The 17846-nt window shown below is 71.5% G+C and carries 19 protein-coding genes; 10 read left to right on the top strand and 9 right to left on the bottom strand.

All coding sequences use genetic code 11. The annotated features are described in order from the left end of the window. The first annotated feature begins 746 nt into the window (after positions 1-746). Genes BXA11_RS21965 through BXA11_RS21955 form a run of 3 tightly spaced genes read left to right on the top strand, consistent with a single transcriptional unit; the run spans position 747 to position 3039 of the window. On the top strand, positions 747-998 hold the full coding sequence (locus BXA11_RS21965) for a hypothetical protein (RefSeq protein WP_076437325.1): 252 nt from the start codon (positions 747-749) through the stop codon (positions 996-998). A gap of 39 nt (positions 999-1037) precedes the next feature. Continuing rightward, positions 1038-1913, top strand: a complete 876-nt coding sequence (locus BXA11_RS21960) for an NUDIX hydrolase (RefSeq protein ID WP_030510953.1) — start codon at positions 1038-1040, stop codon at positions 1911-1913. Positions 1914-1959: 46 nt separating this feature from the next. Continuing rightward, positions 1960-3039, top strand: a complete 1080-nt coding sequence (locus tag BXA11_RS21955) for a calcium:cation antiporter (RefSeq protein WP_076437323.1) — start codon at positions 1960-1962, stop codon at positions 3037-3039. Between the two features lie 64 nt (positions 3040-3103). Here BXA11_RS21955 and BXA11_RS21950 read toward each other — a convergent pair whose 3' ends face one another. The 4 genes from BXA11_RS21950 to BXA11_RS21935 form a co-directional block, all read right to left on the bottom strand. Then, positions 3104-4429 carry a glycoside hydrolase family 16 protein gene (locus BXA11_RS21950; protein WP_239105070.1) on the bottom strand — a complete coding sequence of 442 codons (1326 nt, stop codon included), beginning with the start codon at positions 4427-4429 and terminating at the stop codon, positions 3104-3106. Positions 4430-4497: 68 nt separating this feature from the next. Further along, complete coding sequence (locus BXA11_RS21945) at positions 4498-5343, bottom strand: MBL fold metallo-hydrolase (RefSeq protein ID WP_076437319.1); 846 nt, start codon at positions 5341-5343, stop codon at positions 4498-4500. Positions 5344-5415: 72 nt separating this feature from the next. Continuing rightward, entirely contained in the window at positions 5416-5838 is a 423-nt protein-coding gene (locus tag BXA11_RS21940) for a nuclear transport factor 2 family protein (protein WP_076437317.1), read from the bottom strand. A gap of 200 nt (positions 5839-6038) precedes the next feature. Beyond that, positions 6039-7469 (bottom strand): MFS transporter, encoded by a 1431-nt coding sequence (locus BXA11_RS21935; RefSeq protein WP_076437314.1) that lies wholly within the window; start codon positions 7467-7469, stop codon positions 6039-6041. Positions 7470-7596: 127 nt separating this feature from the next. On the opposite strand from BXA11_RS21935, the gene BXA11_RS21930 reads away from it, so the two are divergent. Beyond that, positions 7597-8547, top strand: coding sequence for a sigma-70 family RNA polymerase sigma factor (locus BXA11_RS21930; protein WP_076437312.1), 951 nt, complete (start codon positions 7597-7599; stop codon positions 8545-8547). 7 nt (positions 8548-8554) lie between these two features. Here the strand turns inward: BXA11_RS21930 and BXA11_RS21925 are convergent, their stop codons facing one another. Then, positions 8555-9253 (bottom strand): alpha/beta fold hydrolase, encoded by a 699-nt coding sequence (locus tag BXA11_RS21925; RefSeq protein WP_076437309.1) that lies wholly within the window; start codon positions 9251-9253, stop codon positions 8555-8557. Positions 9254-9401: 148 nt separating this feature from the next. On the opposite strand from BXA11_RS21925, the gene BXA11_RS21920 reads away from it, so the two are divergent. Continuing rightward, positions 9402-10601: an MFS transporter gene (locus BXA11_RS21920; protein WP_204053755.1), complete on the top strand. Its 1200-nt coding sequence runs from the start codon at positions 9402-9404 to the stop codon at positions 10599-10601. A gap of 24 nt (positions 10602-10625) precedes the next feature. Here BXA11_RS21920 and BXA11_RS21915 read toward each other — a convergent pair whose 3' ends face one another. Then, positions 10626-11105: a hypothetical protein gene (locus BXA11_RS21915; protein WP_231514097.1), complete on the bottom strand. Its 480-nt coding sequence runs from the start codon at positions 11103-11105 to the stop codon at positions 10626-10628. Positions 11106-11185: 80 nt separating this feature from the next. Here BXA11_RS21915 and BXA11_RS21910 point away from each other — a divergent pair, with 80 nt between their 5' ends. Further along, complete coding sequence (locus BXA11_RS21910) at positions 11186-12031, top strand: PIG-L family deacetylase (RefSeq protein WP_231514098.1); 846 nt, start codon at positions 11186-11188, stop codon at positions 12029-12031. A 33-nt stretch (positions 12032-12064) separates the two neighbouring features. Here BXA11_RS21910 and BXA11_RS21905 read toward each other — a convergent pair whose 3' ends face one another. After that, entirely contained in the window at positions 12065-12775 is a 711-nt protein-coding gene (locus BXA11_RS21905) for a MarR family transcriptional regulator (RefSeq protein WP_076437366.1), read from the bottom strand. Between the two features lie 240 nt (positions 12776-13015). On the opposite strand from BXA11_RS21905, the gene BXA11_RS21900 reads away from it, so the two are divergent. After that, positions 13016-13834 carry an oxidoreductase gene (locus BXA11_RS21900; protein WP_076437304.1) on the top strand — a complete coding sequence of 273 codons (819 nt, stop codon included), beginning with the start codon at positions 13016-13018 and terminating at the stop codon, positions 13832-13834. 60 nt (positions 13835-13894) lie between these two features. On the opposite strand, the gene BXA11_RS21895 is transcribed toward BXA11_RS21900, so the two are convergent. After that, the gene (locus BXA11_RS21895; protein WP_076437301.1) at positions 13895-14851 is read right to left on the bottom strand and encodes a helix-turn-helix transcriptional regulator; all 957 of its coding nucleotides are present in this window, start codon (positions 14849-14851) and stop codon (positions 13895-13897) included. Between the two features lie 59 nt (positions 14852-14910). Between BXA11_RS21895 and BXA11_RS21890 the strand changes: the two genes are divergently transcribed. Both BXA11_RS21890 and BXA11_RS21885 read left to right on the top strand, forming a co-directional pair. Continuing rightward, positions 14911-15456, top strand: a complete 546-nt coding sequence (locus BXA11_RS21890) for a DinB family protein (RefSeq protein ID WP_076437296.1) — start codon at positions 14911-14913, stop codon at positions 15454-15456. Then, positions 15453-16067, top strand: a complete 615-nt coding sequence (locus BXA11_RS21885) for a GNAT family N-acetyltransferase (RefSeq protein WP_076437293.1) — start codon at positions 15453-15455, stop codon at positions 16065-16067. Before BXA11_RS21890 ends, BXA11_RS21885 begins: the two co-directional genes overlap by 4 nt. A 24-nt stretch (positions 16068-16091) precedes the next feature. Here BXA11_RS21885 and BXA11_RS21880 read toward each other — a convergent pair whose 3' ends face one another. Further along, a complete protein-coding gene (locus tag BXA11_RS21880; RefSeq protein ID WP_076437290.1) occupies positions 16092-16826 on the bottom strand; it encodes an alanyl-tRNA editing protein in 735 nt (244 codons plus the stop codon). A 211-nt stretch (positions 16827-17037) separates the two neighbouring features. On the opposite strand from BXA11_RS21880, the gene BXA11_RS21875 reads away from it, so the two are divergent. Then, entirely contained in the window at positions 17038-17835 is a 798-nt protein-coding gene (locus BXA11_RS21875; RefSeq protein ID WP_239105071.1) for a TetR family transcriptional regulator, read from the top strand. Positions 17836-17846: the final 11 nt, after the last annotated feature.

Raw genomic sequence — 17846 nt, 5'->3', positions numbered from 1 at the left:
ACCCGCCCGGCCAGTCGTTGGTCGTGTAGGTCACCGCACACCCGGTGGCGGCCTGCGCCGTGGGGGCGGTGGCCACACCGGCCAGGGCGGCGACCGCGGCCAGGGCGCCGATCACCCCGGCGCCCGTTTTGGTGCTGCTTGTCACAACCGAGCTCCTTGCAGGTCGCGCAGGGCCCCTGACCGAGGAATGACTCCCGACCCCACAAGGGATTTCGTGCACCTGAACCACATACATCCACAGGAACACCGCGCAACAACGTACGATCCCGCCGAACACCGGTCAACGACACACCCCGACGGCTATCCGCACACCACACATCCCACATGCACAGAAACCGCCGGAGACGACGAACGGGGCCCGGGAGCGGGTGAAACGTTCAGGTGAGAACGCGGAAAACAAGGGCGGCGACTGCGCCGTCCCCTGCCGGTGAGGATGCACCGGCAGGCGACGGGCAACGACCACCACCACCGCGCCGGCGAACGGCGCGAGAAGCGGAGAGAAAAGGGAGGACAACGCCCGCTCCTCCGGCCGCAGGAAGCGGGCGTCTCTCCAGATATGACATCTCCTGATTCTCCGGACAATGGGGGAATCACGAGTGAGGGATCAAACGCTAACGGGCTACGGACTCCAGGCTGGAAAGGATCGCTTACCGGTTAATAACGATCGGCCTACGACCCCGTCACGCACTGGCGATCAACCCGGCCCCGTCGGTCAACTGCTGCGGAGACGGCGTGACGGGAGAGACATGTCTGGTTGGCACCACTCCACTCCCCTTCCCCCCGCATGGCCGCCGGACCGGTTCGAGGTCCGCTCGACCCGGCCCGTCCCGGACGGCGCCGCGGCCGATCGGTACCACTTCCCGCAGACCGCCCACGAAGCCGCCTCGCGCCTCCGGGACGTACGCTTCGCGACGCAGATCCAGGTCGTCCGCATCGAGGACGGCGTCACCCTCTTCGATCTCGTCTCCGGGGTGGAGATCCCCCTCGAACACTGGTGACCACCGGAGCGTGCTGGCAGGCTGCGGCAAGATGGATGCATGACGGCGAAGGACGGCGACGGCTGGGCCCTGTGCGCGCTGGGACACCAGCACTGGGGACTGTACGGCGCCGCCGGCCTGCTCACCGTGCACCACACGGTCGACGGCATGCCGTACGTGCTGATGCAGAAGCGTGCCTGGTGGAGCCATCACGGCGGGACGTGGGGCCTGCCGGGCGGCGCGTGCGACAGCCACGAGGACGCCGTCACCGGCGCGCTGCGCGAGGCCCGCGAGGAGGCGGCGCTGGACTCCGACCTCGTCCGGGTGCGCGGACTCTACGTCGACGACCACGGCGGCTGGTCGTTCCAGACGGTGATCGCGGAGGCCGGGGGGCTGCTCGACGCCGCGCCCGCCAGCGGCGAGAGCGCGGACATGCGCTGGGTGGCGGCCGACGAGGTCGTGTCGAAGGAGCTGCACCCCGGCTTCGCCGACTCGTGGCCGAGAATCAGGCCCGCGCTGAGCCCGGTGGTCGTCGTCCTCGACATGGCCAACATCATCGGTGCGCGGGCCGAGCACGGCTGGTGGAAGGACCGCGCGGGCGCCGCGAACCGCCTGCTCAACGAGCTGGTCCCGCTCTGCGAGCAGGGCATCGGCGAGATGCCGGAAGGCGTGCCGGCCCTGACCCGATGGTTCCCGCGCATGGTCGTGGTGCTCGAAGGGGCGGCGGCCCGCGCCGCCGACCCGGGGCCGGTGACCGGCGACCTGACGGTCATGGTGGCCGGAGGCAGTGGGGACGACACGATCGTGGAGGCGGTGCGCGACGTGCGGCCCTGGGAGACCACCCTTGTCGTCACCGCCGACCGAGGGCTGCGCGAACGGGTGACGGCCCTCGGCGCCATGGTCGCCGGTCCCCGCTGGCTGCTCAAGCAGCTCTGAACCGAGATTTTTATACCGTTCGTCCTATTTGGGCAGGATACAGCGTGTGATCCTGCTCTTCCGCCGACTGGCCACCACCTGGACCGCGACTGTTCCGATCCTCGCTGTGGCAGTGCTCGCGCTGGCGTGGGGCCGGACCATTCCTCCCGTCGTCGTGGTGATCGCGGCGCTCTTCCTCGCCGCTTCCGTGCTCGCGGCCGTGCACCACGCCGAGGTCATCGCCCATCGGGTGGGCGAGCCGTTCGGGTCGCTCGTGCTCGCCGTGGCGGTCACCGTGATCGAGGTGGCCCTGATCCTCAGCCTCACCGTGTCCGGAGGGCCGGCCGCGTCGTCGCTCGCCCGCGACACCGTGTTCGCCGCCGTGATGATCACCTGTAACGGGATCGTCGGCCTGTCGCTGCTGGTCGCGGCGCTGCGGCGGCGGGTGGCGATGTTCAACGCGGAGGGGACGGGAGGCGCGCTGGCCACCGTCGCGACCCTGTCCACGTTGAGTCTCGTCCTGCCGACGTTCACCACCAGCAGCCCCGGGCCCGCCTTCGCCCCGGCCCAGCTCGCGTTCGCCGCGCTCGCCTCGATTGTGCTGTACGGCCTGTTCGTGCTCACCCAGACCCTGCGGCACCGCGACTACTTCCTGCCGGTGGAGTCCGGCGACCACGCCGAACCGCCGACCACACGGGCCGCCGCGGGCAGTTCGGCACTGCTGCTGAGCGCGCTGGTCGCGGTGGTCGGCCTGGCGAAGGTCGAGTCTCCGGCTATCGAGGCGACCGTACGCGCGGCGAGCCTCCCGCAGTCGGCGGTGGGCGTCGTGATCGCGCTGCTGGTGCTGCTGCCGGAGACCCTCGCCGCCGTACGCGCGGCTCGGCGGGCCCGAGTGCAGGTCAGCATGAACCTCGCCTTCGGCTCGGCCATGGCCAGCATCGGTCTCACGATTCCGACGATCGCCGTCGCATCGCTGTGGCTGAAGGGGCCGCTGCTGCTCGGGCTCGGCCCGACGCACATCGTGCTGCTCGGCCTCACGGTCGTCGTGGCGACGCTGACCGTGATGCCCGGCCGGGCCGGCCTTCTGCAGGCGGGCGTGCATCTCACGCTGTGCGCCGCCTTCCTGCTCCTGGCGGTGAGCCCGTGAACGACAGCGACACGGAAAATGTGAGAGGCCGGATGACGCCCGGCCTCTCACGCCGGTCACGCGGTCAGCCGCGGGTCCACTTCTGGTTGGCTCCGCCGGTGCAGTCCCACAGTTGGAGGCGTGCGCCGTTGTTGGGGTTCACGTCCACGATGTCCACGCATCGGTTGGCTGCGGTGTTGACGAGGTCGCCCGCCGCGGTGAGCGTGAAGCGCTGGGCGCCGGTGCCGTTGCACGTGTAGAGCTGGATCGGCGTGCCGTTGGCGGTGCCGGCCGCCGCGGCGTCCATGCACTTGCCCATCGCGCGTACCGTGCCGTCGCCGTTGATCGTCCACTGCTGGGCGGCGGTGCCGTTGCAGTCGTACATCTGCAGCCGGGCGCCGTCGACGGGGTTCGCGCTCGGGATGTCGATGCAGCGGCCGTTCAGGTTGGACTTCAGCGCGCCGCCGGTCCCGCCTCCCCCGTCACTGGTCCAGCCGGAAACGCGGACCCAGTCGATCAGCATCGTCTGCGGGAACGACGTGGTGGAGTCGGGGTTGCCCGGCCAGTATCCGCCGACCGCCACGTTCAGGATCAGGAAGAACGGGTGGTCGAAGACCCACTGGTTGCCGCGGATGTCGGCCGGCGTGACGCGGAAGTACTCCGAGCCGTCCAGGTACCAGACGATGAGGTTGGGCGACCAGTCGACGCGGTAGGTGTGGAAGGCGTCGCCGAGCGGCGCGCCGATCGTCCGGTTGCCGCCGACCCCGCTGCCGCCGGAGTAACCGGGGCCGTGCACCGTGCCGTAGACGGTGTTGGGCGTGTTGCCCACGTTCTCCATGATGTCGATCTCGCCGGTGTTCGGCCAGTTGCCGCCGCCGAGCATCCAGAACGCCGGCCAGATGCCCTGACCCTTGGGAATCTTGATGCTCGCCTCGAAGCGACCGTACGCCTGGCTGAACTTGTCGGCGGTCAGGATGCGGCCGGAGGTGTACTGGCAGGTGCCGTAGTGGCACTGGTAGTTGGACGGGTTCTCCTTGCGGGCGGTGATCGCGAGGTGTCCCTGTCCGTCGTGGTACACGTTGCGGGTCGAGTTGGTGTAGTACTCCAGCTCGTTGTTGCCCCAGCCGCCGCCACCGGTGTCGAACTTCCATTTGGAGCCGTCGACGGGCGTTCCCGCCGCGGCGTTGAACTCGTCCGACCAGGTGACGGGGCCGATGGCGGCTTCGGCCCGGTCGGCGCCCGTGCCGCCGACCAGGCCGCTGAGGGTGACGACCACGGCCGCGGCCATGATGAGGAGCCGGGGTTTGCGCATGGAGATCTCCGGTTGGTGGGGGGATGCCAGCAGGATCTCCGGCCCGCGCCGTCGCCGAGTGTGCGGGCGCGCGCCGGAGTGGTCCAGCGCTTCACGCAAGCTTTAGAGCTTGAATTAAGGCAACACCCTTACCGTACGGGCTGTCAATAGGCCTTGACTCAACCCTGTCAGCCGGGCCCGACGACCGGGCGGTGCGGCCGTGCGCCGGCCTGCCGTACGGGCAGGCGGTAGGTCTCGCCGCGCATGATGTAGTGGACCAGGTGCGACAGCCCCGCACGCCGCACGTGCTGCTGGAAGTCCTTCAGCGGGGAGGCGAACGCCGCGTAGTCGTCGTAGTGGATGGGCAGGGCCGACTCCGGCTGCATCAGCCTGAGCCACTCCACCCCCTGGGCGCCGTCCATGGTCACCGTGACGCCGAGGATCCGCGTGCCGCCGAGGTGCACGATGCCGACGTCGATGTCGGGGAAGCGGCGCGGGATCTCCGACAGGCACTCGTCCATGATCGTGTCGCCGCTGATGTGCAGGCGCAGGTCCACCTCGCCCGCGTGCGCGAAGTCGAGCACGCTCCCCATAACCGGCGGCATCAGCGAGTTCGCCGGGCCCGGCGCGTGCCGGGCGGGCGTGGCCGTCACCGTAAGCGTGCCGTCCCCGTGGCGCTCGTGGTGGTACTCCCACGGCTCCAGGCCGACGGCGTGGCCGAATCCCTGGCGGCGCAGCCGGGCCGCCGCATGGCGGGTGGTGACGATCGGCAGGTCCTTGTCGAGGCCGTTCCTGGCGATCCTGTCCCAGTGGTCGCCGTGCATGTGCGACAGCACGACCAGATCCAGCGGCGGGAGCTCCGTGACCTCCATCGCCGGCTCGGTGCGGCGGCGGGTGCTCACCCCCCAGCCGAGATGGGCTCGCTGCCCCTGGTGCAGGAAGTTCGGATCCGTCAGCACAGTGAACCCGTGAGAACGGATGATCATGGTGGCGTTTCCCACGAAGAACACGGTCGCGTCCGCTGGATCGGGCATGACGCCTCCCCTCTCCCAGACTTTCAGGCTACGTAAACCGCCATAAATCACCCGAAAGCGGGGGGTGGTTAGCTAGTCGGGGACGAGCGAGTACCCGAGCTGGTAGTACAGCTCCAGCAGGTCGAAATAGTCCCGGTGGGCGACCACGAGGTCGTTCTTCGCGTGACACGCCCCGCAGCCGCGCACGGTGATCCGCCGGCCGCTCGCGCCCACGACACCGTCCGGCAGCGCGAAGGACCCGGTGTGCGTGCCCGTCATCATCCACTCGCTGAAGCCGGGGTCGGCGCACTCCACCCTGTTCCAGACCGTCAGGGCCATGTCGGTGAAGCCCTTGAACAGGCTCTCCCAGTAGCCGAGGATCTGCTCGCGCCCCTCGCACACGCCCAGCGGGGTGACCAGGACGGCGTGCCGGTCGTAGCACCTCGACAGCCGGTCCAGGTCATGCGCGTTCACCGCGTCCAGCACGCGGTCCGCAAGCTGTCGGCCGTCAGGCATGGCGGATCACTCCCCAGGGCGTACATCCACACGGTAACGCCGCCATGGCAAAGGCCGTCCGCAGGAGACGCAACACCGCCGGATGCAAGGGGGGAAACGCCTGCCGTGTCCCTGGAGTCATGGACGACACCCGCAGCGGTACGCGGGCGGGATCGGCGCGAGGGTCCGGCGCCGATCCCGCGGATCCGTCCGGCCTGCGGTCACGCGGGCCGGGGCCGTGCGGCGCGGGCCAGGGCGACCGCGCCCGCCGCGCCCGCCGCCGCGGCCAGCGCCAGCCACCAGGCGGTCGCGCCCATGGCCTCCGGCCGCGGCGGGTCGGCCAGGGCGAGGAACACCGCGCCGAACACCGCCACGCCGCCGAGCTGGCCGAACTGCATGGTCGTCGTGAGCAGGCCGCTCGCGTCGGCGGCGCGGGCGGGCGGCACGTGAACCAGGGCGTGGGTGAGCAGGCTGGTCGAGACGCCCAGCCCCGCGCCGTACACCACCAGCGCGGCCCACATCACCGGGCCGCCGGTCACCGAGACGGCCAGAGCCGCTGTGCCGAGGACGCTGAGCGCCAGCCCCGCCGGTGGCAGCAGGTGGTGGATCCGCCCCGGGAGCCCGCGCCAGTAGAAGCTGCCCAGCCCGAACGCCGCCGCCATCGGCAGGAACGTGAGCCCGGCACGCAGCGGGCTCTCCCCGAGGACGCCCTGCAGGTGCAGGGCGAAGGTGAACAGGAACCCGCCGTAGGCGACCATCAGGGCCATCAGCGTCGTCAGCCCCGAGGGCATGCCGGCCGCGCGCAGCACGTCCAGGTTCAGCAGCGGGTCGCCGCCCCGGGCCGCCGTACGGCGCTGGGCCACGACGAACACGGCGGCGAGCACGATCCCCGCGGCCAACGACGCGTACGTCCACACGGGCCAGCCGGCCTCCCGTCCCAGCACGAGCGGGAGCACGACCAGCAGCGTGGCGGGCAGCGCGACCGCGAGGCCCCGCAGGTCGAGCCGGCGCCGGCCGCGCGCTCCGTCCGACGGCGCGTCCGGCGGCGCGTCCGCCGGCACCAGCCGGGGCACCACGAGCGTCAGCAGGACGCCCACGGGCACGTTCACGAGGAACACCGGCCTCCAGCCGGTGCCGGCCAGGTCGGCGCCGACCAGCACCCCGCCCAGCGCCAGCCCGGCGACCGAACCGGCCGAGAGCACCGCGGTGTACGCACTCAGCGCGGTGGCCCTGGCCCTGCCGGTGAACCTGGTCTGGATCACGCTCATGATCTGCGGGACCATGACCGCCGCCGCGGCTCCCTGGACGAACCTGAAGGCGATCAGCGTCCCGGCGTCGGGCGCGAGCCCGCACAGCAGCGAGCCCGCGGTGAAGCCCGCGACCCCGATCACGTACATGCGACGCCTGCCGTACAGCGCGCCGAGCCGCGCGCCGGTGATCAGCAGGGTCGCGTACGCGATGATGTAGCCGCCGACGACCAGTTGCAGCGCGGCGCCGGACGCCCCCAGGTCGGCGCCGATCCTGGGGATCGCCACGTTGACGATGTAGAGGTCCAGCAGCCCCATGAACTGGCCGGCGAGCAGCACCGCCAGCATCGGCCAGGGCCGCCCGGCACGGGCCGGCGCGGGGCGGACGGTATGGCTGAGTGTCACTTCGTGTCCTTCCGCAGTGGGTTCGCCGGTACGTACCGGGACCGGCCGGAAAACTCATCGGCGACCGATGAGTCCGGCCCGGCGCGGCGGTAGATATCGGTGACGGCCACGCGACGCGGGAGAACGAATGTGGAGTGACGAGGAGTTCGAGCGGATCACCGGGCCCTACCGGCGTGAGCTGATGACGCACTGCTACCGGATGCTCGGCTCGGTGCACGACGCGGAGGACCTGCTGCAGGAGGTCATGCTGCGGGCGTGGCGGGCGTCCGGCGACTACGACGAGCGGCGGGCCTCCCCGCGCACCTGGCTCTACCGCATCGCGACGAACGCCTGCCTCACGGCGCTCGACCAGCGCGGGCGCAGGGCGCTGCCGTCCGGCCTCACCGGCCCGTCCGACGACCCGGACGCGGGACCGCAACGGCGGCTGCCCGAGGTGACCTGGTTGGAGCCCGTCCCCGACGCGCTGGCGGACCCCGCCGCGGTCGTCGCGTCGCGAGGCGGGATCCGGCTGGCGTTCGTCGCGGCCCTGCAGCACCTGCCGCCGCGGCAGCGGGCGGTGCTCATCCTGCGCGAGGTCCTGGCCTGGCGGGCGAGCGAGGTCGCCGGCCTGCTGGAGACCTCGGTCGCGGCGGTCAACAGCGCCCTGCAGCGCGCCCGAGCCCAGCTCGCCCAGGCGGCTCCCGCGGAGGACGACCTTCTCGAACCGGACGACCCGGCCTGCCGCGACCTGCTCGACCGCTACGTCGCGGCGTTCGAGAAGGCCGACGTCGAGGCCCTGGAGCGGCTGCTGCGGGAAGACGCCGTCCTGGAGATGCCGCCGTTCCTCTCGTGGTTCTCCGGGCGGGAGGCGTTCGGCGGCTTCATCCGCTGGGTCTGCGCCACCCGGGGACCCTGGCGGATGGTGCCGACGCGCGCCAACGGGCAGCCCGCGCTCGCGGCCTACCTGGACGGCGGCGACGGCGTCTTCCGGGCCCACTCGCTCCAGGTGCTCGCGATCGCCGAGGACGGCATCGCGCGGAACGTCGTGTTCGGCGACCCCGCCCTGTTCGCCGTCTTCTCCCTGCCGCCCACGGCCTAGCCGTGCTCTAGGCCGTGGCCTCGCTCTGGCCGAGGAAGGCCGTGACCTCGCGGACGAAGGCGTCGGGGGCGTTCTCGTGCACCAGGTGCCCGGCCGGGATCGTGATGTGCGCGGCGCCGGGGATGCGCCGGGCCATCTCGGCGACCCGGTCCTGGGGGATGTGGCTGTCCGGCCCGCCGCCGATCACGAGCGTGCGGGCGGTGATCCGGCTCAGCCGTCCCAGCCAGGCCGGGTCGGGGTGGTCGATCTGGGGCCTGACCGCCTCCACCATGGCCCAGTCGAACGGAAGTGGCCCCTCCGGCCGTACGAGCGGGGGCGGGTCGCGCGGCACCGGGGGCGGGACGTCCTCCAGGACCAGCGTCCGCACCCGGCCCGGCCGCTCCGCGGCGAGCAGGTAGGCGACGACGCCGCCCATAGAGTGGCCGATCACGTCCACCGGGCCGAGCGACAGCGCGTCGAGGAAGGCGAGGACGTCGTCGCGCATCGGTTCCAGGCCGTAGTCCCCCGGCCAGTCGCTGGCGCCGTGGCCGCGCAGGTCCAGGGCGTACGCGTGCCGGTCGGCGGCCAGCGCGCCGGCCACGCCGTCCCAGCCGGCCATGCCCTCGCCCAGGCCGTGCAGCAGGATCAGCGGCGGGGCGTCGTCCGGACCGTACGTCCGGTACGCGATCCCGACGCCGTTGACCTGAACCCTCGCATGATCCGTCACCTTGCGACGATAACCCCCGGTAAACCTCTATGGGAGCAACAGGCACACCAAGTAACATGTCGCCGGAAAACGGGATGACCGTTGATCACGGATACGGCCGATCCCGCATGCCGGGTGGCCGGAAGGCTGCTCGTACGCGGGAGGTCAGGTGTCCGCAGTGCGGCGCGAGGTGTGGGCGCCGGTCGCGCTCTCCTATGTCACCTTCATCCTGGTCGGCCTGAGCTCCGGCGTCGGCGGGGTGCTGCTGCCGGCACAGATCGACGACTACGGCCTCGACAAGGCCACGATCGGCACCCAGTTCTTCGCCTTCTCCGCCGGGTTCATGCTGTCCGGCTCGACCGCGGGCCCGCTGATCCACCGCCTCGGGATCCGGGCCTCGCTCATCCTCGGCGGCGGCACGTTCGCGCTGGCCGGCCTCTTCACGGCCGTGCGCCCGCCGTTCCTGGCCTTCCTGGTGGCCCAGATCGTGGCCGGGTACGGCACGGGCATCTTCGAATCGGTGCTGAACGCCTACCTCACCGACCTGCCCAAGGCGACGACGCTGCTCAACCGCCTGCACGCGTTCTTCGGCGTCGGCGCACTGCTCGGGCCGCTGCTGGCCACCTGGATCCTGACCTTCCTGCCCTGGACGGCCGTGTGGCTGATCCTGGCCCTGGTCTGCCTGCCGCTGCTGATCGGCTTCTACCTGACCCTGCCCGCCCGTGAGGCCCCGCCGCCCGCGACGGCCGAGGAACAGGCGGAGCGTTCCGGTCTGCTGGCGACCGCGTCGCGGCAGCCCGCCGTCCTGCTCGGCGCGGTGTTCCTCGCCGTGTACGTCGGCCTGGAGATCAGCGTGGGAAACTGGGGGTTCAGTTTCCTGGTCGACGAGCATGGGCAGAGCGACCTGCTGGCCGGATACACCGTCTCCGGTTACTGGCTCGGGCTCACCCTGGGCCGCTTCCTGATCAGCCCGATCGCCACCCGGCTCGGCATGACCGCGACCGGGATGACCTTCCTCTGCCTGGCCGGAGTCACGCTCAGCACGATGCTGGCCTGGCTCGTGCCGGGCTCCGCGATGGCCAGCGTCAGCTTCGTGCTGCTCGGCTTCTGGCTCGGGCCGATCTTCCCCACCACGATGGCCGTGGCGCCTCGGCTCACCGTGGCCCGGCTGGTGCCCACCGCCATCGGGCTGATCAACGGGGTGTCGGTGGTCGGCGGCGCGGTGTTCCCCTGGCTCACCGGGGCGATCGCCCAGGGGGTCGGCGCCTGGACGCTGCCGCCTTTCGCCGTGTCGCTGGCCCTGCTGCAACTGGTCATCTGGTGGCTGGTGACCACGCGCATGGCCCCGGCCTCCCGCACCGCCTCCTAGCGCCTGGCTCCTAACGCCCAGCTCCTAGCGCCGGCGGCGGGACCTGGTCAGTTCGAACGCGGCGACCGTGGCGAGGCCGTACCCGAGGTGGGGGACCAGGTCGGCCGTCCAGCCGCCGACACCCCACTCACGCGGGTCGGTGAGCCCAAGCGCGGTCATCGGCGCGCTGCCCGCGACCGCCGCCGCCATGCCCACCCCGGTCGCCGCGACCGGGAGGCTGACCCTCCGCCGTACGGCATGGCGGAACAGACCGTAGGCGAGGCCCACGCCGACGCCGGTGAGGATGCCGAGCATGGGCCCGAGCCCCTGCTCACGGTTGCGGGCGTCCTCCTCCTCGCCGAGGCCGACGTGGAGTCGCTCGCTGACCGCACCGGCCGCCTGCTCCGGCAGCGAGCTCGCCGGGCGGGCGCGCACCGCCATGTCCAGATAGGTGATCGCGTTGAGCACGGTCGTCCCGGCCGCACCCGCCGCCGCTCCCGCCGCCATGTCTCGATAAATCCCCATAGCGGTCGCCTAACCCGGCCGGGCTGCCTCAAACGACACGCGCCCGCGCCACGTTCAAGGGGCGATATAGGCTCGTCCGGGTGACGGTAAACGACACTCCGGGGGACGGAATGGATCGAGAGCTCACCCTCATGGCGGTGCACGCGCACCCCGACGACGAGGTGATCGGCACCGGCGGGATCCTCGCGAAGTACACGGCCCAGGGGATCCGCACGGTCCTGGTGACGTGCACCAACGGCGAGCAGGGGGACGGCCCCGGCGGGGTGAAGCCGGGCGAGCCCGGCCACGACGACGCCGCGGTCGCAGAGCGGCGGCTGGCCGAGCTGCGCGAGTCGGTCGCCCATCTGGGGATCGACCACCTGGAACTGCTGGGCTACCGCGACTCCGGCATGGACGGGTGGGACGGCAACGGCCACCCCGACGCGTTCGCGAACGTCCCGGTCGAGACGGCCGCCGGAAGGCTCGCCGCGCTGATGGAGCGCTACCGCCCCCAGGTGGTCGTCACCTACGACGAGAACGGCAACTACGGGCACCCCGACCACATCCAGGCCCACCGCATCGCGGTCGCGGCGGCCGAGAAGACCGGGATTCCGGACAAGTTCTACTACACCGCCGTGCCGCGTGAGGGCATCCGGCAGATGTTCGAGTTCATGCGGGCGAACGGCATGGCTCCGGACGACTTCGAGCTCCCCGACGACTTCGGCACGCCCGACGAGCTCATCACCAGCGTCGTGGACGTCTCGCCGTACGTGGAGAACAAGCTGAAGGCGCTGGCGGCCCACGCGAGCCAGGGCGAGAACATCCCCTTCCTGCGGATGCCGCCGGAGGCCCAGCACCAGGCGTTCTCGCGCGAGTACTTCATCCGGACGACGTCCCGGGTGGCCGCCCCCGACCACGAGGACGACCTGTTCGCCGGCCTCCGCTGAGTTCGCGCCCGCTCGGCCGGCTGCGAGCGGCCTTCAGGGGAGGCGCTGGAGGGAGACGGTCTGCCGCCAGTGCTCGGCGGCCTGCGCCATGTCGCGGCTGAGGAGCTCGAAGAACCGGCTGGTCGTCCGCAGCCGCAGGCCCACCGGCGTGCCGGCGCCGAAGACGTCCGCCCCACGCCGTGTGGTGTCCGCCCACAGTGTCATCGACCTGGCGCTCTCCGACCAGGTGCGATACCAGACGTCGACGGCGACGGCGTAACGCTCGCGCCGGCCCTCGCGTCCACGGCTGACCAGGCCGCGCTGTTCAAGCCACCGGATGGCCTTGGAGATCGACGCCGGACTCACGTGCAGGCGTTGGACCAGTTCCGCGGCGGTCAGGCTGGCGCCGTCGCTGACGAACAGCGCGGCGAACACCCTGGCCGTCAGCGGTGACATGCCCGTCTGGATCATCATTGCGGTGAAGTCCTCGGTGAACTCCTGGACCGTGCGGGCGTCCCGATCGCCGTACGAGTCCCGGAGTTCGGGCGGCGGGACCTGCCGGCGCCGCCGGGCGCGCCAGTTCGTCGCCTGCTGGGCGTGGTGGGCCCGATACCCGTGCGGGCCGCCGTTGCGGGAGATCTCGCGGCTGACGGTCGACCTGGGCCGCCCCAGCCGCCGGGCGATCTCCGCGTAGGTCAGCCCGTCCCTCAGCCCTTCGGCGATGCGGCGTCGGTCGTCGAAGCTCAGGCGGCTTCGCGCGGGCATCCGATCCTCCTCGTCGTTCGTCGGATCGTCCCAACCGGTGGTGGCCGGACGCAACACGACGGCGCGTACGGTGCGTTCTGCGACAGCTCTTTGCACCACTTGAAGGGCGTCCAGCTGGGGATATACAAGAAGCTCGTTGCCGTGGGACGAAATGCGTCCCTAGCCTTTCCCCAGTCGTGAACGGCGTACCGTCCGTGCCGGCCTGCCGGCCCACGGAGTCCCCATCCGGGAGGTCTGATCATGAAGGTCGTACTCGTCACCGGGGCCTCGTCCGGCATCGGCAAGGCCACCGCGCTGGAACTCCTGCGGGCGGGACACATCGTGTACGGCGCGGCCAGGCGGGTGCGGAACATGGCCGTCATCGGCGACGCGGGCGGGCACGTGCACCCGATGGACGCGCGCGACCCCGCTGATCTGGAGCGGGTCGTCCACACCATCGTCGAGGAGCAGGGCCGGATCGACGTCCTCGTCAACAACGCCGGCACCGTGGTGCACGGCGCGGCCGAGGACGTCCCCCTGGAGCTGGCGCGCGACCAGTTCGAGGTGAACCTCTTCGCACCGGCCAGGCTGATCCAGCTCGTCCTGCCGCACATGCGCGAGCGGAGGTCCGGCACGATCGTCAACGTGTCGTCGATCGGCGGCGAGATCGCGTTGCCGCTGGGCTCCTGGTACTACGCGACGAAACACGCTCTGGAGGCGTACTCCGACTCGTTGCGCATGGAGGTCGAGCCCTTCGGGATCGAGGTCGTCGTGATCCAGCCCGGAGTCATCAAGACGGGGTTCGAGGATCACACCGCGCAGGACCTGCGGGAGATCTCCGGTGCGACCGCCTACGGGGCGATGGCCGAGGCCATGGCCAGGCGGAGCGAGACGCAACTCGGCGCGGACAGTCAGGCCTCCGATCCCGGCGTCGTGGCCGCGGCCATCCGCGAGGCCGTCGAAGCCGCCAAACCCGAGACCCGCTACGTCGTCGGCTGGATGGCCGACAGACTGCTCGAACTCAACAGGACGCTGCCGGACCGCGAGTTCGACAAGCTCGTCACCGGCTCCATCCGATAGCCGGACCCCTGCGCGCCCGCTCAACCGGCTCCGCACCTGATCCGAGAAGCAGGAACCGCTCTACGATCCGGCCTGGAGGAGGCGCCGGCCCAGGGCTTCGGCGGCCTCCCGCAGTTCGCGCGACCCGACGATGCGGAAGGGCGCCCGGATCGCCGTGAGCTGCCGGACGTACCAGTCCGGTTCGTCCGTGCTGCCCACCAGGCGCGTGGTGGTCGCGTCGATCGGCTCGCGGCGGCCCAGGCTGCGCGGGACCCACTCGGCCACGGCCTCGGCGGGCGCGTCGACGACGACCTCCACCTGGTGCCGCCACCCCGCCGACAGATGGTCCTCCAGCATCTCCGCCGGGTCGAGATCGGGCGGAGGGACGGCCGGCACGTCGAGCGCCTCGACGCCCGCCACCTTGTCCACCCGCAGCACCCGGCGGGCGTTCCTCGTGTGCGACCAGCACAGCAGATACCACCGGCCCCGGCGTACCACGACGGCCCACGGGTCGACCTCCATGATCCGCTCGTCTCCGGGACGGATGCGATATCCGAGGCGCAGCCGGCGGCGCCCGGCGCAGGCCTGGACGAGGTCGGCGGTGGTCTCCGGGCTGGGCGTCCTGGCCCCGGGCTCGGGGTGTCTCGCGCTCAGGCTCCGTACGGCCGCGGCCGGACCGGCGACCGCCTCGGGAAGCACCCGCAGGATCTTGCCGAGCGCGCCGCCCACGGGATCGGCCGGGTCCGCCGCGTTGTCGTGGTGACCGTCGAGCACGGCCATCACCAGCCCGAGCGCCTCGGCCTGCGTGAACATCAGGGGCGGCAGCCGGAGCCCCCGGCCGATGCGGTAGCCCCCGTAGCGGCCGCGCTCGGACTCGATCGGGATGCCGGCCTCGCGCAGGATGCCGACATAGCGCCGGGCGGCCCGCTCGGAGACGCCGAGCCGGCCGGCCAGCCGTTCCGCCGTGATGCCGGGGCTGCTCTGGATCAGTTCGAGGAGCAGGAGCGCCCGCGCGGTCGGGCTCTCGTCGTGCGTCATTCGGCAACCCGTCGCATTCCGGAAGTGAATCGTCCGGAATGCACCGTAGCCTGTGCCCCATGACCGAAAACGTCCTTTATGAGCCGCCGGTCGCCGGCGACGAGATCGACACCTTGCTGGGCTCCCTGGACCGTCAGCGCCGGATATTCGCATGGAAGTGCGGCGGGCTCGACGCGGCCGGCCTGCGGGCGACCGTCGCCGCGTCGTCCATGACTCTGGGAGGGCTGCTCAAGCACCTGGCTCTGGTCGAGGACGACATGTTCTCCCAGAAGCTGCTGGGGCGACCGCCTGCGCCGCCGTGGGACACCGTGGACTTCGACGCCGACCCCGACTGGGAGTGGCGCACGGCCGCCGGCGACAGTCCCGAGCAGTTGACGACGTTGTGGCAGGACGCGGTGGCCCGCTCCCGGGCCAACGTACGGCAGGCGCTGGCCGAGGGCGGCCTCGGGCGGCTCGCGGCGTACGCCAACTCACGCGGCGAGTCGCCCAGCCTCCGCCGCATGCTGATCGACATGATCGAGGAGTACGCCCGACACGCCGGGCACGCCGACCTCATCCGCGAGGCCGTGGACGGCCTGGTCGGAGAGGACCAGCCGGCGGGATGAGGGAGGACATCACCGAGCCGATTCCCGCCGATCGACTCGTCGTCGTCCCCGCCAACCGGGCGTCGTGGGACGACCTGCGGGCCGTCTTCGGCACGACGGACTGCCATTGCCAGCGCTACAAGATCTTCACCTATCAATGGCGCTCGGTCTCCGACGCGGAACGTGCCGCGCGCCTGCGTGAGCAGACCGGCTGCGGAACCCCCGGAGCCCGGTCGACCAGCGGCCTGGTGGCCTACCTGGACGGCGAGCCGGTCGGGTGGTGCGCGGTCGAGCCCCGGACGGCCTACCCGCAGCTGACCCGCACCCGCGTCCCCTGGAAGGGCCGGCAGGAGGACGAGACCGACGACAGCGTCTGGGCCGTGACCTGCTTCGTCACCCGCAAGGGCTTCCGCCGGCGCGGGGTGACCTACGCGCTCGCGCGCGCCACGATCGACTTCGCGCGCGAGCGGGGAGCCCGGGCCCTGGAGGCGTACCCGATGATCACCAGGCCGGGCGTCGAGATCACCTGGGGCGAGCTCCACGTCGGCAGCCGCGACGTCTTCCTCGACGCGGGGTTCACCGAGGTGAGCAGGCCGACCCTCAGGCGAGCCGTCGTACGGATCGACTTCTGACCGTCCCGCCGGGGTCCGGCCCGGTCAGTCGGCGATCGCGATGCGGAGGCGGCGGAAGCCGCGGCCCTTGCTCTCGATCTTGGCGACCTTGATCCTGCCGATCTGCTTGGTCGAGGCGACGTGTGTGCCCCCGTCGGCCTGGGTGTCCAGGCCCACGATGTCGACGATCCGCACCTCGGGGATGCCCTCCGGCACGAGGTTCGTCGCGGTGCGGATGATGTCGGGGATCGCGAAGGCCTCCGCACGAGGCAGCAGCCGCACGTCGATCCGGCGGTCGGCGGCGATCTCGGCGTTGCACGCGTCCTCGATCGCCTCCTTGAAGCCGGGCGGCACCTCGGGAAGGTTGAAGTCCATCCGCGCGGTCATCGGCTCCATGTTGCCGCCGGTGACCAGGGCCCCGTAGTCGCGGAACACGACGCCGCACAGCACGTGCAGACCCGAATGCGTGCGCATGAGCGCGGAGCGCCGCTCGTCGGCGACCGCCGCCCGCACGACCGTGCCGGCGGGCGGGATCGGGTCGTCCTCCGCCGGGACGAGACAGAGGTCGTCTCCCTTGCGCACGCCCTCGATGCGGGTTTCGACACCCTGCCACAACAGCACGCCGTGGTCCGGCGGCTGGCCTCCGCCGCCCGGGTAGAAGGCCGATCGGTCCAGGACGATCCCGTCCGGCGTGGCCTCCAGCACGACGGCCTCGAAGGACCGCAGATCCTGGTCGGTCAGCTCCAGCCGCCTCGTCCGCCCATGAAGATCGAACGTCACCTCACCGAGTCTAGTCACGGCCGCCGGGCCGTGGCCCGTCCCAGGCGCGGGCCGTACGGTCCGCGCCTGGGTGGTGTCATCGGCCAGGACCGGAATCGCCAGCCGGGCAGGCCGGGGACTGGTCCGGACGGCACGGGCCACGGGCGCCCGACGATCCGGTTCGACGAGAAACCCGTTGACGGAGTGAGCGCTCACTTCGTACGGTCGAGGCATGACGCAACCCAAGCCGAACGACCCTGACGCAGACCCCTCCCCGCAGCCGGCCCGTACGCCGAACGACCCTGACGCAGACCCCTCCCCGCAGCCGACCCGGCGCCGCGCCCCGAGCATGAGCCCCGAGGCACGCCGCGCCATGATCGTGCACGTGACCCTGCCGCTGGTCGCCGAGTACGGAGCCGCGGTGAAGACCAGCCAGATCGCCGCGGCGGCCGGGATCGGCGAAGCGACGATCTTCCGGGTGTTCAAGGACAAGGACGAGCTTCTCGAAGCCTGCATCGCCGAGGCGCTTCGGCCGGACAACGTGGTCGAGGCCATCCGCGCCATCCCGTTGGAGATCTCGCTGCACGAGCGGCTGCACGAGGCCGCCGCAGCGATGGAGGCGCACATGGACAGAATGGGCCGCGTGCTCGGCGCGATGCACGCCTCCGGCTTCCGCAGCGGCCCCCGCAATCGAAGCGACGCGTCCGGCCAACCGCACCAGCGGGACGACGCGTCCGGCCAACCGCACCAGCGGGACGACGCGTCCGGGCAGCCGCGCGAGCGGGGCGGCCGGGTCGCCGGCATCGCCGCGACCAGGGCGGCGCTGGCCGAGCTGTTCGCCCCCGAGCAGCCCGCGTTGCGCCTGCCCGCCGACCAGCTCGCGGGCGTCCTGCTGGACCTGCTGTTCGCCCGGTCCCGCCGGCCCGACGCCGGCAGCGAGCCGATCTGCGTGGCCTCGCTGATCGAACTGTTCCTGCACGGCGCGTTCGACCAGGCGAAACCACCCGCCGAGTTCCAGGGCGGTGCTTAGTGGACCATGGT

The organism is Microbispora rosea, from assembly GCF_900156315.1.
In the GTDB taxonomy this organism is placed as follows: Bacteria; Actinomycetota; Actinomycetes; order Streptosporangiales; family Streptosporangiaceae; genus Microbispora; species Microbispora rosea.
The sequence above is the reverse complement of the archived record's forward strand: the minus strand, read 5'-3'. Positions and strand labels throughout refer to the sequence as shown.

Excerpts from the sequence above, each read along its gene's own strand:
- BXA11_RS21965 (WP_076437325.1), top strand. The coding sequence starts at position 747 with ATGTCTGGTTGGCACCACTCCACTCCCCTTCCCCCCGCATGGCCGCCG.
- BXA11_RS21960 (WP_030510953.1), top strand. The coding sequence starts at position 1,038 with ATGACGGCGAAGGACGGCGACGGCTGGGCCCTGTGCGCGCTGGGACAC.
- BXA11_RS21945 (WP_076437319.1), bottom strand. The coding sequence starts at position 5,343 with ATGCCCGATCCAGCGGACGCGACCGTGTTCTTCGTGGGAAACGCCACC.
- BXA11_RS21940 (WP_076437317.1), bottom strand. The coding sequence starts at position 5,838 with ATGCCTGACGGCCGACAGCTTGCGGACCGCGTGCTGGACGCGGTGAAC.
- BXA11_RS21930 (WP_076437312.1), top strand. The coding sequence starts at position 7,597 with ATGTGGAGTGACGAGGAGTTCGAGCGGATCACCGGGCCCTACCGGCGT.
- BXA11_RS21915 (WP_231514097.1), bottom strand. The coding sequence starts at position 11,105 with ATGGGGATTTATCGAGACATGGCGGCGGGAGCGGCGGCGGGTGCGGCC.
- BXA11_RS21905 (WP_076437366.1), bottom strand. The coding sequence starts at position 12,775 with ATGCCCGCGCGAAGCCGCCTGAGCTTCGACGACCGACGCCGCATCGCC.
- BXA11_RS21900 (WP_076437304.1), top strand. The coding sequence starts at position 13,016 with ATGAAGGTCGTACTCGTCACCGGGGCCTCGTCCGGCATCGGCAAGGCC.
- BXA11_RS21895 (WP_076437301.1), bottom strand. The coding sequence starts at position 14,851 with ATGACGCACGACGAGAGCCCGACCGCGCGGGCGCTCCTGCTCCTCGAA.
- BXA11_RS21890 (WP_076437296.1), top strand. The coding sequence starts at position 14,911 with ATGACCGAAAACGTCCTTTATGAGCCGCCGGTCGCCGGCGACGAGATC.
- BXA11_RS21885 (WP_076437293.1), top strand. The coding sequence starts at position 15,453 with ATGAGGGAGGACATCACCGAGCCGATTCCCGCCGATCGACTCGTCGTC.
- BXA11_RS21875 (WP_239105071.1), top strand. The coding sequence starts at position 17,038 with ATGACGCAACCCAAGCCGAACGACCCTGACGCAGACCCCTCCCCGCAG.